Raw genomic sequence first — 14,492 nt, 5'->3', positions numbered from 1 at the left:
ATGGTTCCGGCCACTCCTTACACTGGGCAGAGTGATCTCTCGAATCGACCTGCGCGGCGCCACCGGCGACCCGCGCGACCTGCTGCCCCGCGCCGAGTTCGACGTCGAGGCCGCGCTGGAGAGAGTGCGGCCCATCTGCGACGACGTGCGCCATCGCGGCACGGCCGCGCTCATCGAGATCACCGAGCGGTTCGACGGGGTGCGCCTGGAGCAGGTGCGCGTGCCGCAGACGGCGATCGACGAGGCGCTGGCCGGGCTCGACCCGAGGGTGCGCGCCGCCCTGGAGGAGTCCGTCCGCAGGGCCCGCATCGTCCACCGCGAGCAGCGCCGCACCGACCACACCGTGCAGGTGGTGCCCGGAGGCACCGTCACCGAGCGCTGGGTGCCGGTCGAGCGCGTCGGCCTGTACGTCCCCGGCGGCCTCGCCGTCTACCCGTCCTCCGTGGTCATGAACACCGTGCCCGCCCAGGAGGCCGGCGTCGAGGGCATCGCGGTGGCCTCCCCGCCGCAGAAGGAGTTCGGCGGCCTGCCGCACCCCACCATCCTCGCCGCCTGCGCCCTCCTCGGCGTCGACGAGGTGTACGCGGTCGGCGGCGCCCAGGCGGTCGCCATGTTCGCGTACGGCACCGACGAGTGCCGCCCCGTGAACCTCGTCACGGGCCCGGGCAACATCTACGTCGCCGCCGCCAAGCGCCTCCTCAAGGGCCGCATCGGCATCGACGCCGAGGCCGGCCCCACCGAGATCGCCATCCTCGCCGACGACTCCGCCGACCCCCGCCACCTCGCCGCCGACCTCATCAGCCAGGCCGAGCACGACCCGATGGCCGCCGCCGTGCTGGTCACCGACTCCGTCGAGCTCGCCGACCGGGTCGCGAAGGAGCTGGAGCCGCAGGTCGCCGCGACCAGGCACCGCGAGCGCATCACCGAGGCGCTCGGCGGCCGCCAGTCCGGCATCGTCCTCGTCGACGACCTCGACCAGGGCCTGCGCGTCGTCGACGCCTACGCCGCCGAGCACCTGGAGATCCAGACCCGCGACGCCGCCGCCGTCGCCGCCCGGGTCCGCAACGCCGGGGCGATCTTCATCGGCCCGTACGCGCCGGTCTCCCTGGGCGACTACGCCGCCGGCTCCAACCACGTGCTGCCCACCGGCGGCTGCGCCTGCCACTCCTCGGGCCTGTCCGTGCAGACCTTCCTGCGCGGCATCCACGTCGTCGACTACAGCCGCGAGGCCCTCGCCGACGTCGCCGCCCACGTGGTGACCCTCGCCACCGCCGAGGACCTGCCCGGCCACGGCGACGCGATCCGCGCCCGCTTCGACTGGGAGACGCCCGGACTGTGACCCCCACGCCTGCGACCCCCACGCCTGCGAACCCCGCGCCGGTCACCCGCATCGACGACCTGCCCGTCCGCGACGAGCTGCGCGGCCAGTCCCCGTACGGGGCGCCCCAGCTCGACGTCCCGGTGCGGCTGAACACCAACGAGAACCCGCACCCGCTGCCCGAGCCGCTGGTCGCCCGCATCGCCGAGCGCGTCGCCGAGGCCGCGCGGAACCTCAACCGCTACCCCGACCGGGACGCGGTCGAGCTGCGCACCCGCCTCGCCGAGTACCTCACCCGCACCGGCGGCCACGCCGTCACCCGCGAGCAGGTGTGGGCGGCCAACGGTTCCAACGAGGTCCTCCAGCAGCTGCTGCAGGCCTTCGGCGGGCCCGGCCGCACCGCCCTCGGCTTCGAGCCCTCCTACTCGATGCACGCGCTGATCTCCCGCGGCACCGGCACCGGCTGGATCCCCGGGCCCCGCAACGACGACTTCACCATCGACACGGAGGCGGCGAAGGCGGCGATCGCCGAGCACCGCCCCGACGTGGTCTTCGTCTGCTCGCCCAACAACCCCACCGGCACCGCCGTCGACGCGGGGACCGTCCTCGCCCTCCACGACGCCGCCCAGGCGGTGAAGCCCACCATGGTCGTCGTCGACGAGGCGTACGTGGAGTTCTCCCACCGGCCCTCGCTGCTGCCCCTCATCGAGGGCCGGCCGCACCTGGTGGTCTCCCGCACCATGTCCAAGGCGTTCGGCGCCGCCGGGCTGCGCCTCGGCTACCTCGCCGCCGACCCGGCCGTGGTCGACGCCGTCCAGCTGGTGCGGCTCCCGTACCACCTGTCCGCCGTCACCCAGGCGACCGCGCTCGCCTGCCTGGAGCACACCGACACCCTCCTCGGGTACGTCGACCGGCTCAAGGCCGAGCGCGACCGGCTCGTGGAGGCCCTGCGGGCCGAGGGCGCCGAGGTCGTCGACTCCGACGCCAACTTCGTCCAGTTCGGCCGCTTCGAGGACACCCACGCCGTCTGGCAGGCCCTCCTCGACCGGGGCGTCCTCGTCCGGGACAACGGCGTCCCCGGCTGGCTGCGCGTCACCGCCGGCACCTCCGCCGAGAACGACGCCTTCCTCGACGCCGTCCGAACCGTCCTCAAGGCGGCCGCCCCCGCGGCGGACGCCGCAGCAAGGAGCTCTGAACCCTCCGCATGACCCGCACCGGCCGTGTCGAGCGCACCACCAAGGAGACCTCCGTCCTGGTCGAGATCGACCTCGACGGCACCGGCACCGTCGACGTCTCCACCGGCGTCGGCTTCTACGACCACATGCTCGACCAGCTCGGGCGCCACGGCCTCTTCGACCTCACCGTCAAGACCGAGGGCGACCTGCACATCGACACCCACCACACCATCGAGGACACCGCCCTCGCCCTCGGCGCCGCCTTCCGGCAGGCCCTCGGCGACAAGCGCGGCATCACCCGCTTCGGGAACTGCACGGTCCCGCTGGACGAGGCCCTCGCCCAGGTCACCGTCGACCTCTCCGGCCGCCCCTACCTGGTGCACACCGAGCCGGAGGGCATGGCCCCCATGATCGGGGCCTACGACACCACCATGACCCGGCACATCCTGGAGTCCTTCGTGGCCCAGGCGCAGGTCGCCCTGCACGTCCACGTCCCGTACGGGCGCAACGCCCACCACATCGTGGAGTGCCAGTTCAAGGCCCTGGCCCGCGCGCTGCGCTACGCCTCCGAGCGCGACCCGCGCGCCGCCGGCACCATCCCCTCCACGAAGGGCGCCCTGTGAGCCCCGCCGTCCTGCTGATCGCTCTCGGCCTCTTCCTGCTCGGCGGCGTGTACTCGTTCTGGAAGCAGAAGCAGTCCAGGAGCGTCATCGCGGTGCTCGCCATCGGCGCGGTGCTCTGCCTCGCCTCCGGCCTCATGCGCCTGTAGCCGCACCACCGGGGCCCGGGCCCGGGACCCCCGCACCCGGGGGCCCGGCACCCGGCCCCCACTCCCAGGACCCGCCCCCCAGGACTCGACCCCCAAGGACTCGACATGGGCAAGCACGTGGTCGTCCTCGACTACGGCTCCGGCAACCTCCGCTCCGCCCAGCGCGCCGTCGAGCGCACCGGCGCGGAGGTCACCGTCACCTCCGACTTCCAGACCGCCCTCGACGCCGACGGCCTGCTCGTGCCCGGCGTCGGCGCCTTCGCCGCCTGCATGCAGGGCCTGCGCGCCGTCCGCGGCGAGCAGGTCATCGGCCGCCGCCTGGCCGGCGGCCGCCCGGTGCTCGGCATCTGCGTCGGCATGCAGATCCTCTTCGCCCGCGGCGTCGAGCACGGCGAGGAGACCGCCGGCTGCGACGAGTGGCCCGGCACCGTCGAGCCGCTGCACGCCCCCGTCATCCCGCACATGGGGTGGAACACCGTGGACGCGCCCGCCGGCTCCACCCTCTTCGCCGGCCTCGACGCCGACGCCCGCTTCTACTTCGTCCACTCCTACGCCGTCCGCCGCTGGGAGCTGGCCGTCACCAACGAGAGGATCAGGGCGCCCCGGGTCACCTGGGCCACCCACGGCGAGCCGTTCGTCGCCGCCGTGGAGAACGGCCCGCTCAGCGCCACCCAGTTCCACCCGGAGAAGTCCGGCGACGCCGGCGCCGCCCTCCTGGCCAACTGGGTCGGCTCGCTGTAGGCCCCGCCCGCCCCTCCCGTCCGGCCCCCGTCCCCGTCCACCCCCGCCACCGATCCCGGAGCCGCACCCGCATGTCCGCCCACCGCCTCGAACTCCTCCCCGCCGTCGACGTCCGCGACGGCCAGGCCGTCCGCCTCGTCAAGGGGGAGTCCGGCACCGAGACCTCCTTCGGCGAGCCGCTCACCGCCGCCCTCGCCTGGCAGGAGGCCGGCGCCGAGTGGATCCACCTGGTGGACCTCGACGCCGCCTTCGGCACCGGTTCCAACCGGGAGCTGCTCGCCGAGGTCGTCGGCCGCCTCGACGTCAAGGTCGAGCTGTCCGGCGGCATCCGCGACGACGCGTCGCTGCGCGCCGCCCTCGCCACCGGCTGCCGCCGCGTCAACCTCGGCACCGCCGCCCTGGAGTCCCCCGACTGGGTCCGCAAGGCCATCGCCGAGCACGGCGACCGGATCGCGGTCGGCCTCGACGTCGTCGGCACCACCCTGCGCGGCCGCGGCTGGACCCGCGACGGCGGCGACCTGTACGAGGTCCTCGCCCGCCTCGACGCCGACGGCTGCGCCCGCTACGTCGTCACCGACGTCGACAAGGACGGCACCCTCACCGGCCCCAACCTCCAGCTCCTGCGCGACGTCTGCGCCGCCACCGACCGCCCGGTCGTCGCCTCCGGCGGCGTCTCCTCCCTCGACGACCTGCGCGCCATCGCCGGCCTCGTCCCCGAGGGTGTCGAGGGCTCCATCGTGGGCAAGGCCCTCTACGAGCAGAAGTTCACCCTCGAAGAGGCCCTGGAGGCTGTTTCATGACGGACCGCGCCGCTCGACGCCTCGCCGGATTCTCCCCCTACGAGGACGAGATCGGGTTCGCCCGGGCCGTCGCGGCCGGGGACTTCGTGCTCGTCTCCGGGTGCACCGCCTGGTACAACGGCATGGTCCAGCACGAGGGCGACCCCCACGGCCAGGCCCGGGACGCCTTCGGCGTCGCCCTGGAGGCCCTGAAGGGGTTCGGCCTGGGAGCCGAGGACGTGGTCCGCACCCGGATGTACCTCACCCACGTCCGGGACACCGAGGAGGTCGGCCGCGCCCACAAGGAGCTCTTCGGCTCCGTGCGGCCCGCCTCCACCATGGTCGTCGTCGACGCCCTGCTGGACTCCCGCATGATGGTCGAGGTGGAGGTCGACGCCCACCGCACGGGCCTCGCCGCCCGTCTGGCCTCCGCAGCCGAGGAAGGAACCTGATGACTCTCGCCGTCCGTGTGATCCCCTGCCTGGACGTCGACGCCGGCCGCGTGGTCAAGGGCGTCAACTTCCAGAACCTGCGGGACGCCGGCGACCCCGTCGAGATGGCCAAGGTCTACGACGCCGAGGGCGCCGACGAGCTGGTCTTCCTCGACATCACGGCCTCCTCCGGGGACCGGGAGACCACCTACGACGTGGTGCGCCGCACCGCCGAGCAGGTCTTCATCCCGCTCACCGTCGGCGGCGGCGTCCGCACCTGCGACGACGTGGACCGGCTGCTGCGGGCCGGCGCCGACAAGGTCGGCGTCAACACCGCCGCCATCGCCCGGCCCGAGCTCATCCGTGAGATCGCCCGCCGCTTCGGCCGCCAGGTGCTGGTGCTCTCCGTCGACGCCCGCCGCTGCCCCGAGGGCACCGAGACCCCCTCGGGGTACGAGGTGACCACCCACGGCGGGCGGCGCGGCACCGGCATCGACGCCGTCGAGTGGGCGGCCGAGGCCGCCGACCTCGGCGCCGGGGAGATCCTGCTCAACTCCATGGACGCCGACGGCACCAAGGACGGCTACGACCTGGAGATGCTGCGCGCCGTCCGCAGGGCCGTCACCGTCCCGGTGATCGCGTCCGGCGGCGCCGGGGGCCTCGGCGACTTCGCCCCGGCCGTCGGCGCGGGCGCCGACGCGGTCCTCGCCGCCAGCGTCTTCCACTTCGGCGACCTGCGGATCGGCCAGGTCAAGGACGCCCTGCGCGGCGCCGGCCACCCCGTGCGCTGACCGCCCGCGCCGCGGCAGCCGGCCGGCGGCGCGCCGCGGCGGACGCCGTGCGGCCCGGACGGGGACTCCCCGTCCGGGCCGCGGCCGTCTCCTGGCGGCGGCCGCCCGCCGCCCGCCGTCACCCCTCGGTGTGCGGCAGCGGCAGCGCGTTCCCGAGCAGCGCCACCACGTCCGGGTCCCCCTCGGCCGTGACCCGGGCCCGCGCGCCGCGCCCGAAGGCGAAGAGCAGCAGCTCCGCCGGCTCGCCGACCACGGTCACCACGGGCGCGCCCTTGCGGGCCACGACGGTCTGCCCGTCGGGGCGGCGCAGCACCAGGCCCACGGGGGAGCGGCGGCCCGCCTCCATCCGGGCCGGCACGCGCAGGCCCTTCCACAGCGCCTCCGCCAGGCCCGGGTCGACCGGTTCGGGCTTCCACTCCGGCCCGGCCCGGCGCACGTCCTCGGCGTGGACGAAGAACTCCACCGTGTTCGCGGCCTCGTCCACGCCCGGCAGGGCGAACGGCGAGAACCGCCCCGGCCCGGAGCGCACCAGTTCCACCAGCTCCGGCCAGGGCCGCGCCGCGTACCCGGCCTGGACCTTCGCGGTCCAGTCCGCGAGCGGGCGGAAGACGATGCCGGGCGCGGCGTCGGGCCGCCGCTCGCGCACCACCAGGTGGGCGGCGAGGTCGGTGGCCGTCCACCCCTCGCACAGCGTCGGGGCCTGCGGCCCCGCCTCCTCCAGCAGGCCGGCCAGGCGCCGGCGCTCTCCACGGGCGTACGTCGACATGCGCACCACCCTACGCGCGCCCCGACGCCCCGTCAGCGGAGCACCCGCGGCGGACCCCCGGCGAGTCCCGGCGGGTCCCGGCGGCGCCCCCGGGCCGGGCCGGGCCGCGCGGGCCCGGCCCGGGGCCCCGGCGGTCAGCGCAGCTTGGCGGTGAGCTTCGCGCCGCCGGGCCGGTCGCTGCCGGTGAGGGTGCACGTCGCCTGGTCGTAGCCGCGCCGGTACAGCTCCGCCGAAGGGGTGAGGACGTAGCTGTAGAAGCGGCGCCCCTCGCCCTGCCGGTTCGCGGTGCGCTTGCCCGCCGCCGTGCACTGCCGGTACACGGCCTTGGAGATCTGGCTGTCCCGGGTGAAGTCGCCCTTCAGCGTCACGTCGGCGACGGCCTCCCCGTCGTGGGGCCCGTCGCACGGCCGCACGACCACCTTCCGCAGCCCCTTGGTCAGGTTGGGGTGGTCGAAGCAGGTGCCGGGCTTGAGCACCACGTACGGCAGGTCCGGGGTGTCGCCCGGCGTCGGGGAGGCGCTCGGCGGCGCCGGGCGGGTGCTCGCGGACGGGGACGGCGCGGCGGCCGCCCGGCCCGGGTCGCGGCCCGTCGCCAGGTACAGCGCGGTGCCCGCCCCCGCCGCGAGCAGCACCGCCCCCGCGGCGGCCGCCGCGATCCGGGCCCCCCGGTGGGTGCGCGGGCCGCCCGGCGGACCGGCCGGCGGGGAGGGCGGTATCGGAGGCGGCGGAGGCGGCGTGAAGCTCATGGGGGGAAGGATGCCGCATCCGCGCGCCGCACAGAACGGGCCGCCGCGGGCCCGCCTGACCCGCCGTCACCCGCCGCCGTGCCGCATGTCCGGCATGTCCGGCACGGTGCCGGGCCGTCCGCACTCCGGTCGCGACCCGGCCGCGGCGCCCGGGCCTGACACAATGGGCGGCATGTCCAGCACCAGCCCGTCCGGCACCAGCCCGTCCGGCACCAGCACCCCCGGCACCAGCACCCCCGGCACGGCCGCCGCCGCCCGCCCCGCCGCCCCCGGCAGCACCGCGCTCGACCCCGCCGTCGCCGCCCGCCTGCGGCGCACCCCCGACGGGCTCGTCCCGGCCGTCGCCCAGCAGTACGACACCGGCGAGGTCCTCATGCTCGGCTGGATGGACGACGAGGCCCTGCACCGCACCCTCACCACCGGCCGCTGCACCTACTGGAGCCGCAGCCGCCGCGAGTACTGGGTCAAGGGCGGCACCTCCGGCCACGTGCAGCACGTGAAGTCCGTCGCCCTGGACTGCGACGGCGACACCCTGCTCGTCCGCGTCGACCAGGTCGGAGCCGCCTGCCACACCGGCGACCGCACCTGCTTCGACGCCGACGTCCTGCCGCTCGCCGCGCCGGACGCCCGGTAGTCCCCGGCCCCAGCACCCCGCACCGGCCCCCGGCAGGCCCGCAGGGCCCGCTCCCGGCGCCGGCCCGACCCGCCGACGAAGAGGTTCACCCCCATGGCCACCGGCACCGTCACCCCCGACCTCGACGCCTTCCGCAAGCTCGCCGCCGACCGCCGGGTCGTCCCCGTCACGCGGCGCCTGCTCGCCGACGGCGACACCCCCGTCGGGCTGTACCGCAAGCTCGCCGCCGAACGCCCCGGCACCTTCCTGCTGGAGTCGGCCGAGAACGGCCGCTCGTGGTCCCGCTACTCCTTCGTCGGCGTCCGCAGCGCCGCCGCCCTCACCGCCGACGCCGACGGCAACGCCCGCTGGCACGGCACCCCGCCCGTCGGCATCCCCCTCGACGGCGACCCGCTGGAGGTGCTGCGCGCCACCGTCGACGCCCTTCACACCCCGCGCGACCTCCACGACGCCGACGAGCTGCCGCCGCTCACCGGCGGCATGGTCGGCTACCTCGGGTACGACGTCGTCCGCCGCCTGGAGCGGATCCCCTCCCTCACGCCGGACGACCTGGGGCTCCCCGAGCTCACCATGCTCCTCGCCACCGACCTGGCTGTCCTCGACCACGCCGACGGCACGGTGCTGCTCATCGCCAACGCGGTCAACCACGACGGCCTGCCCTCGGGCGTCGACGCCGCCCACCGCGACGCCGTCGCCCGCCTCGACGCCATGACCGCCGACCTGGCCCGGCCGGTCGACACCCACGCCTCCGTGCTCACCCCCACCGCCCCCGCCGACGCCGTCTCGCCCTTCGGCGGCGAGCCGTTCCGCCGCGCGGTGGAGGCCGTCAAGGAGCACATCCGGGCCGGCGACGCCTTCCAGGTCGTCCCCTCCCAGCGGTTCGAGGCGCCCTGCCCGGCGAGCGCCCTCGACGTCTACCGGGTGCTGCGGACCACCAACCCCAGCCCGTACATGTACCTCTTCCGCTTCCCCGGCCCCGACGGCGCCGCCGAGGGCGGCTTCGACGTCGTCGGCTCCAGCCCGGAGGCCCTGGTCAAGGTCGCCGACGGCCAGGCCGTGCTGCACCCCATCGCCGGCACCCGCCACCGCGGCGCCACCCCGCAGGAGGATGCAGACCTCGCCGCCGAGCTGCTCGCCGATCCCAAGGAGCGCGCCGAGCACCTCATGCTCGTCGACCTCGGCCGCAACGACCTCGGCCGGGTCTGCGAACCGGGCAGCGTCGAGGTCGTCGACTTCATGTCGGTCGAGCGGTACAGCCACGTCATGCACATCGTCTCCACCGTCACCGGCCGCGTCGCCCCCGGCCGCACCGCCTTCGACGTGCTCACCGCCTGCTTCCCCGCCGGCACGCTCTCCGGCGCCCCCAAGCCCCGCGCCATGCAGATCATCGAGGAGCTGGAGCCCACCCGGCGCGGCCTGTACGGCGGCTGCGTCGGCTACCTGGACTTCGCCGGCGACTCCGACACCGCCATCGCCATCCGCACCGCCCTGCTGCGCGACGGCACCGCCTACGTGCAGGCCGGGGCGGGCGTGGTCGCCGACTCCGACCCGGCGAGCGAGGACGCCGAGTGCCGCAACAAGGCCGCGGCGGTCCTGCGGGCCGTCGCCACCGCCGCCACCCTCCGCCCGCCCCGCTGAACCCCCCGGACCGCTCCTCCGAACCCGTCGGACCCCCTGCGAACCCCTGCGAACCTCCTGCGAACCCCTGCGGTGCCGGCCCCGGCGGCCGGCCCCGCGGGGGCCCGGTGGCCCGGTCCGCCGGGAGAGGGGCGACACTGGACCGGTGAACGCCACGCCCGACCCCCAGGCCGCAGCCGCCCCCGGCACCCGGGCCCGTGCCGGCGCCCCTGACGCCGGGCCCGCCGGCATCCCGGACGCCCCGGACGCCCCGGACGCCGCCCGGGCCGGCACCCCCGGCACCGCCCCCGTCCGCGGCGGCCGCCGCAGCCTCGCGCTGATGCTGCTGCTCACCCTCGCGGGCGCGGTGCTGGTGCTCTGGGCCGTCGGCCGCACCTGGGCCGAGGGCAGCGCCGCCGGCCTCGGCCGGGCGCACCTGTCCGTCACCGGCCGCCAGGTCTCCGGGGTGCCCGGCGCGCTGGCCCTGGTCGGCCTGGCCTCCGCCGTGGCCGTCCTCGCCGTCCGCCGCGCCGGGCGCCTCGCGGTCGGCGCGCTGGTCGCCCTCGCCGGGGCCGGCGCCGCCGTCGCGGCGGCCCTCGGCGCCGCGGACACCGCCGCCGTCGACGCCGAGGCCGCGCGCAGCACCGCCCTGGCCGCCGCCTCCGCCACCCGGGTCACCCACACCGCGTGGCCCTGGCTCGCCGTCGCCGGCGGCGTCCTGCTCTGCGCCGCCGGGCTGCTGACGCTGCTGCGGGGCCGGGACTGGCCCTCGATGTCCAGCCGGTACGACGCACCCGCCGGCCGGGCCCGCGCGCCCCGGCGCGAGGCCACCCCCGCCGACCTGTGGAACGCCCTGGACCGCGGCGAGGACCCCACCGCCCCCCGCTGAACCGGCGGCCCCGCCCCTGCCCCCGCACGGCTCGCGCCCGCCCCGTGGGCGCCCTCCGGGCCCCGGCCGACCCCCGGTCGGCCGCACCCCCGGCGGTCGGGGAGAATGTCAGCGAGAACCCGTCCGTCGCCCCGCACCAGCTCCAGGGCGCCGGACACCGCCCCTACCGGCAGCAAGGAGCACCAGCAATGTCGGCATCAGCCCACGGCCACACCCCCGCCGCATGGACCGGCGTCATCATCGCCTTCATCGGCTTCATCGTGGCGGGCATGGCCGTCGTGGCCGCCACCCCGTGGCTCTTCTGGGTCGGCATCGCCCTGACCCTGGCCTCGGCCGTGATCGGCAAGGCGATGCAGATGGCCGGCCTCGGCAAGCGGCCCGCGACCTCCGGCCACTGACGCGCCCGGGTCCCGCAGCACCGGGCCCGCCGCAGCGGGCGGCCCCGGGCCGCCGGCCCGGGGCCGCCGCCCGCCCGGTCCGCCCGACCGCCCGCCCGGTCCGCCCGACCGCCCGCCCGGTCCGCCCGACCGCCCGCCCGGTCCGCCCGACCGCCCGCCCGGTCCGCCCGGCCCGGCGGCCCGTCGGCGGTCCGGGCCGCACGGCTCCCGCCCGTACGGAGCCCGCCCGCACCAGTCCCGGACGGCCGCCCCCGGCGGCCCACACCCCCTCGGCCCCTGCGACGGGCCCCCGCCCGCGCGCCCCGTCCCGGCGACTCCCGGCCCCCAGGGCCCCGCATCCCTCCCGCCGGACGCCGGCAGGGGCAGAATCGTGGCGTGAACGCCCCGGCAGCCCCCACCCCCCGCCGGCCCGGCCCCCGCCGCACCGGCCGCCCCTCCGCCGCCCGCCGCCTGGCCGCCCCGCTGGCGGCCCTCGTCGCGGTCGCCCTCCCCACGCTCTACGTCGCCGCGGTCGACCCGAACGCCCCCGGCCGCTACCCCGTCTGCCCCTTCCTGCAGGCCACCGGCTGGTGGTGCCCCGGCTGCGGCGGCCTGCGCTGCGTCCACGCCCTCACCCACGGCCACCTCACCGAGGCCCTCCACGACAACCTGCTCGCGGTCCTCGCCCTGTCCGCCGCCGCCCTCCTGTGGCTGCGCTGGACCGCCGCGGCCGCCACCGGACGGCCGGTCCGCGCGCCCGCCCCCACCCGCCGCCACGCCGTCCTGCTGATCGCCGCGGCAGCCGCGTTCACCGTCGTCCGCAACCTGCCCACGGGGGCCTCGCTGGCGCCCTGACCTGCCCGCACGGCCGCCCCGGCGCGTCCGACCGGCGAGACCGCGACGGTCCTGATGCGGGCTGTGCGCCGCTCTGCCGATACCATCGAAGGACCGGCCGCGCCCCGGACCCGGCGGATCCCCGATCCCCGCGCCCGTCCCGCAGGCCGCGACCACCCGTACGTCCGAGAGAAGGGGCGCCCCCCGTGAGCGTGCTCGACGAGATCATCGACGGAGTCCGCGAGGACCTCGCCGAGCGCCAGGCCCGCGTCTCCCTGGACGAGCTCAAGGCCCGCGCCGCCCGCGCCCCGCAGGCCAAGGACGGCGTCGCCGCCCTCCGCGGCGACGGCGTCCGCGTGATCTGCGAGGTCAAGCGCTCCAGCCCCTCCAAGGGCGCCCTCGCCGCCATCGCCGACCCCGCCGGGCTCGCCCGCGACTACGAGGCCGGCGGCGCCGCCGCCATCAGCGTCCTCACCGAGCAGCGCCGCTTCGGCGGCTCCCTCGCCGACCTCGACGCCGTCCGCGCCGCCGTGGACACCCCCGTCCTGCGCAAGGACTTCATCGTCAGCTCCTACCAGCTGTGGGAGGCCCGGGCGCACGGCGCCGACCTCGCCCTGCTGATCGTCGCCGCCCTCGACCAGCCCGCCCTGGTGTCGCTGATCGAGCGCGCCGAGTCGATCGGGCTCAGCCCGCTGGTCGAGGTCCACGACGAGGAGGAGGTCGCGCGCGCCGTCGACGCCGGGGCCCGCATCATCGGGGTCAACGCCCGCAACCTCAAGACCCTGGAGGTCGACCGCAACACCTTCGCGAACGTGGCCCCGAGCATCCCGGACCACGTCGTCAAGGTCGCCGAGTCCGGCGTGCGCGGCCCCCACGACCTCATCGCCTACGCCAACGACGGCGCCGACGCCGTCCTCGTCGGCGAGTCCCTGGTCACCGGCGGCGACCCCAAGGCCGCCGTCGCCGACCTCGTCGCGGCCGGCGCCCACCCGGCCCTGCGTCACGGGCGGGGCTGACCCGAAGCCCATGTCCCTCTCCGCCCGCCACGCACCCGGCTGCCGCCCCCGCGGCTGCCGCGCCCCGGCGCGCCGCGTCCGCGGCCGCCGCGTGCGGTACGTCATCGGCTGCGAGCCGGGCCAGGTCCAGGGCCGCCGATGGCGCCGCCGGACGCGGCAGCGGGACCACCGGGCCTGAGGGCCCGCGCCCCCGCGCACCCCCGACCGGAGGGGGAGGGGCCCGACGCACGGGCGCCCCGGCCGCACGCCGCCGGTACCGCCGCACCGCGGCCGGTACCGCCACCGCCATCGGCCCACCCACAGGACACGGAGGGATCCGTCATGTCCACGGACCATTCCACCGCAGCGCAGGTTCCGGACGCCCGCGGCTACTTCGGGCGCTTCGGCGGCCGCTTCATCCCGGAGGCGCTGGTCGCCGCCGTCGAGCAGGTCGCCGAGGAGTACGAGAAGGCCAAGGCCGACCCGGCGTTCGCCGCCGAGCTGGAGGCCCTGAACCGGGACTACACCGGCCGGCCCAGCGCGCTCACCGACGTCCGCCGCTTCTCCGGGCTCGCGGGCGGCGCCCGCATCCTGCTCAAGCGCGAGGACCTCAACCACACCGGATCGCACAAGATCAACAACGTGCTCGGGCAGGCCCTGCTGACCCGGCGCATGGGCAAGACCCGCGTCATCGCGGAGACCGGCGCCGGCCAGCACGGCGTCGCCACCGCCACCGCCTGCGCCCTCTTCGGCCTCGACTGCACCGTCTACATGGGCGAGGTCGACACGCAGCGCCAGGCCCTCAACGTCGCCCGCATGCGCATGCTGGGCGCCGAGGTCGTCGCCGTGAAGTCCGGCAGCCGCACCCTCAAGGACGCCATCAACGAGGCGTTCCGCGACTGGGTCGCCAACGTCGACTCCACCCACTACCTCTTCGGCACCGTCGCCGGACCCCACCCGTTCCCGATGATGGTCCGCGACTTCCACCGCGTCATCGGCCAAGAGGCCCGCGCCCAGGTCCTGGAGCGCACCGGCCGCCTTCCCGACGCCGTCGTCGCCTGCGTCGGCGGCGGCTCCAACGCCATGGGCATCTTCCACGAGTTCATCCCCGACACCGGGGTCCGCCTGGTCGGCTGCGAGGCCGCGGGCGAGGGCGTCGACACCTCCCGCCACGCCGCCACCCTCACCAAGGGCAGCCCCGGCGTCCTCCACGGCGCCCGCAGCTACATGCTCCAGGACGAGGACGGCCAGACGGTCGAGAGCCACTCGATCTCCGCCGGCCTGGACTACCCCGGCATCGGCCCCGAGCACTCCTGGCTGAAGGACACCGGCCGCGCCGAGTACCGCCCGGTCACCGACGACCAGGCCATGCAGGCGCTGCTCCAGCTCTCCCGCACCGAGGGCATCATCCCGGCCATCGAGTCCGCCCACGCCCTGGCCGGCGCCCTGGAGCTGGGCCGCGAGCTCGGCCCCGACGCCGTCATCCTGGTCAACCTCTCCGGCCGCGGCGACAAGGACATGCACACCGCCGCCGAGTACTTCGGCCTGCTCGACGACCCGGGCCGCGAGCCCGGCGCCCCGTCCGACCGCGCCGTCGCCACCGAGGCCGACGAGAAGGCAGGGAAGTGAC

General features: G+C 76.5%; 18 protein-coding genes. 16 read left to right on the top strand and 2 right to left on the bottom strand.

The genetic code is table 11. From position 1 onward, the window contains the following. Window positions 1-31 precede the first annotated feature (31 nt). From hisD to hisF, 8 genes are all read left to right on the top strand, one after another. Window positions 32-1,339, top strand: a complete 1,308-nt coding sequence (hisD, locus tag LO771_RS04005) for a histidinol dehydrogenase (RefSeq protein ID WP_230648178.1) — start codon at window positions 32-34, stop codon at window positions 1,337-1,339. Then, the gene (locus LO771_RS04000; protein ID WP_230648177.1) at window positions 1,336-2,526 is read left to right on the top strand and encodes a histidinol-phosphate transaminase; all 1,191 of its coding nucleotides are present in this window, start codon (window positions 1,336-1,338) and stop codon (window positions 2,524-2,526) included. Before hisD ends, LO771_RS04000 begins: the two co-directional genes overlap by 4 nt. Continuing rightward, complete coding sequence (gene hisB, locus LO771_RS03995) at window positions 2,523-3,116, top strand: imidazoleglycerol-phosphate dehydratase HisB (RefSeq protein ID WP_230648176.1); 594 nt, start codon at window positions 2,523-2,525, stop codon at window positions 3,114-3,116. Before LO771_RS04000 ends, hisB begins: the two co-directional genes overlap by 4 nt. Then, window positions 3,113-3,262 carry a hypothetical protein gene (locus LO771_RS03990; protein ID WP_230648175.1) on the top strand — a complete coding sequence of 50 codons (150 nt, stop codon included), beginning with the start codon at window positions 3,113-3,115 and terminating at the stop codon, window positions 3,260-3,262. Before hisB ends, LO771_RS03990 begins: the two co-directional genes overlap by 4 nt. 105 nt (window positions 3,263-3,367) lie before the next feature. Further along, window positions 3,368-4,003 (top strand): imidazole glycerol phosphate synthase subunit HisH, encoded by a 636-nt coding sequence (hisH, locus tag LO771_RS03985; protein ID WP_230648174.1) that lies wholly within the window; start codon window positions 3,368-3,370, stop codon window positions 4,001-4,003. A 71-nt stretch (window positions 4,004-4,074) separates the two neighbouring features. Continuing rightward, the gene (gene priA, locus LO771_RS03980) at window positions 4,075-4,803 is read left to right on the top strand and encodes a bifunctional 1-(5-phosphoribosyl)-5-((5-phosphoribosylamino)methylideneamino)imidazole-4-carboxamide isomerase/phosphoribosylanthranilate isomerase PriA (protein ID WP_230648173.1); all 729 of its coding nucleotides are present in this window, start codon (window positions 4,075-4,077) and stop codon (window positions 4,801-4,803) included. Beyond that, entirely contained in the window at window positions 4,800-5,234 is a 435-nt protein-coding gene (locus LO771_RS03975) for a RidA family protein (protein WP_230648172.1), read from the top strand. The genes priA and LO771_RS03975 overlap by 4 nt, the downstream gene beginning before the upstream one ends. Continuing rightward, window positions 5,234-6,004 (top strand): imidazole glycerol phosphate synthase subunit HisF, encoded by a 771-nt coding sequence (gene hisF / locus LO771_RS03970; protein ID WP_230648171.1) that lies wholly within the window; start codon window positions 5,234-5,236, stop codon window positions 6,002-6,004. Before LO771_RS03975 ends, hisF begins: the two co-directional genes overlap by 1 nt. A 118-nt stretch (window positions 6,005-6,122) precedes the next feature. On the opposite strand, the gene LO771_RS03965 is transcribed toward hisF, so the two are convergent. Together LO771_RS03965 and LO771_RS03960 are read right to left on the bottom strand one after the other, a co-directional pair. After that, on the bottom strand, window positions 6,123-6,770 hold the full coding sequence (locus tag LO771_RS03965; protein ID WP_230648170.1) for a TIGR03085 family metal-binding protein: 648 nt from the start codon (window positions 6,768-6,770) through the stop codon (window positions 6,123-6,125). A 134-nt stretch (window positions 6,771-6,904) separates the two neighbouring features. Beyond that, entirely contained in the window at window positions 6,905-7,516 is a 612-nt protein-coding gene (locus LO771_RS03960) for a hypothetical protein (RefSeq protein ID WP_230648169.1), read from the bottom strand. Between the two features lie 172 nt (window positions 7,517-7,688). Here LO771_RS03960 and hisI point away from each other — a divergent pair, with 172 nt between their 5' ends. The 8 genes from hisI (at window position 7,689) to trpB (ending at window position 14,491) form a co-directional block, all read left to right on the top strand. Continuing rightward, window positions 7,689-8,150 (top strand): phosphoribosyl-AMP cyclohydrolase, encoded by a 462-nt coding sequence (gene hisI, locus LO771_RS03955; RefSeq protein WP_230648168.1) that lies wholly within the window; start codon window positions 7,689-7,691, stop codon window positions 8,148-8,150. A gap of 93 nt (window positions 8,151-8,243) precedes the next feature. Continuing rightward, a complete protein-coding gene (locus LO771_RS03950; RefSeq protein WP_230648167.1) occupies window positions 8,244-9,788 on the top strand; it encodes an anthranilate synthase component I in 1,545 nt (514 codons plus the stop codon). A gap of 229 nt (window positions 9,789-10,017) precedes the next feature. After that, window positions 10,018-10,656 carry a TIGR02234 family membrane protein gene (locus LO771_RS03945; RefSeq protein ID WP_374228069.1) on the top strand — a complete coding sequence of 213 codons (639 nt, stop codon included), beginning with the start codon at window positions 10,018-10,020 and terminating at the stop codon, window positions 10,654-10,656. A 188-nt stretch (window positions 10,657-10,844) separates the two neighbouring features. Then, on the top strand, window positions 10,845-11,054 hold the full coding sequence (locus LO771_RS03940; RefSeq protein WP_230648166.1) for an HGxxPAAW family protein: 210 nt from the start codon (window positions 10,845-10,847) through the stop codon (window positions 11,052-11,054). Between the two features lie 375 nt (window positions 11,055-11,429). Then, the gene (locus LO771_RS03935) at window positions 11,430-11,888 is read left to right on the top strand and encodes a DUF2752 domain-containing protein (protein ID WP_230648165.1); all 459 of its coding nucleotides are present in this window, start codon (window positions 11,430-11,432) and stop codon (window positions 11,886-11,888) included. Window positions 11,889-12,073: 185 nt separating this feature from the next. Further along, window positions 12,074-12,883 (top strand): indole-3-glycerol phosphate synthase TrpC, encoded by an 810-nt coding sequence (gene trpC / locus LO771_RS03930; protein ID WP_230648164.1) that lies wholly within the window; start codon window positions 12,074-12,076, stop codon window positions 12,881-12,883. A 10-nt stretch (window positions 12,884-12,893) separates the two neighbouring features. Beyond that, window positions 12,894-13,061 carry a tryptophan biosynthesis modulator TrpM gene (gene trpM, locus LO771_RS31590; protein ID WP_374228058.1) on the top strand — a complete coding sequence of 56 codons (168 nt, stop codon included), beginning with the start codon at window positions 12,894-12,896 and terminating at the stop codon, window positions 13,059-13,061. A gap of 143 nt (window positions 13,062-13,204) precedes the next feature. After that, window positions 13,205-14,491, top strand: a complete 1,287-nt coding sequence (trpB, locus tag LO771_RS03925) for a tryptophan synthase subunit beta (protein WP_230648163.1) — start codon at window positions 13,205-13,207, stop codon at window positions 14,489-14,491. The last annotated feature ends 1 nt before the right edge of the window (window position 14,492 follow it).

Source organism: Streptacidiphilus sp. ASG 303 (assembly GCF_020991365.1).
Classification (GTDB): domain Bacteria; phylum Actinomycetota; class Actinomycetes; order Streptomycetales; family Streptomycetaceae; genus Peterkaempfera.
Note: the sequence above shows the minus strand (reverse complement) of the source record. Positions and strands in the feature narration are given on the sequence as shown.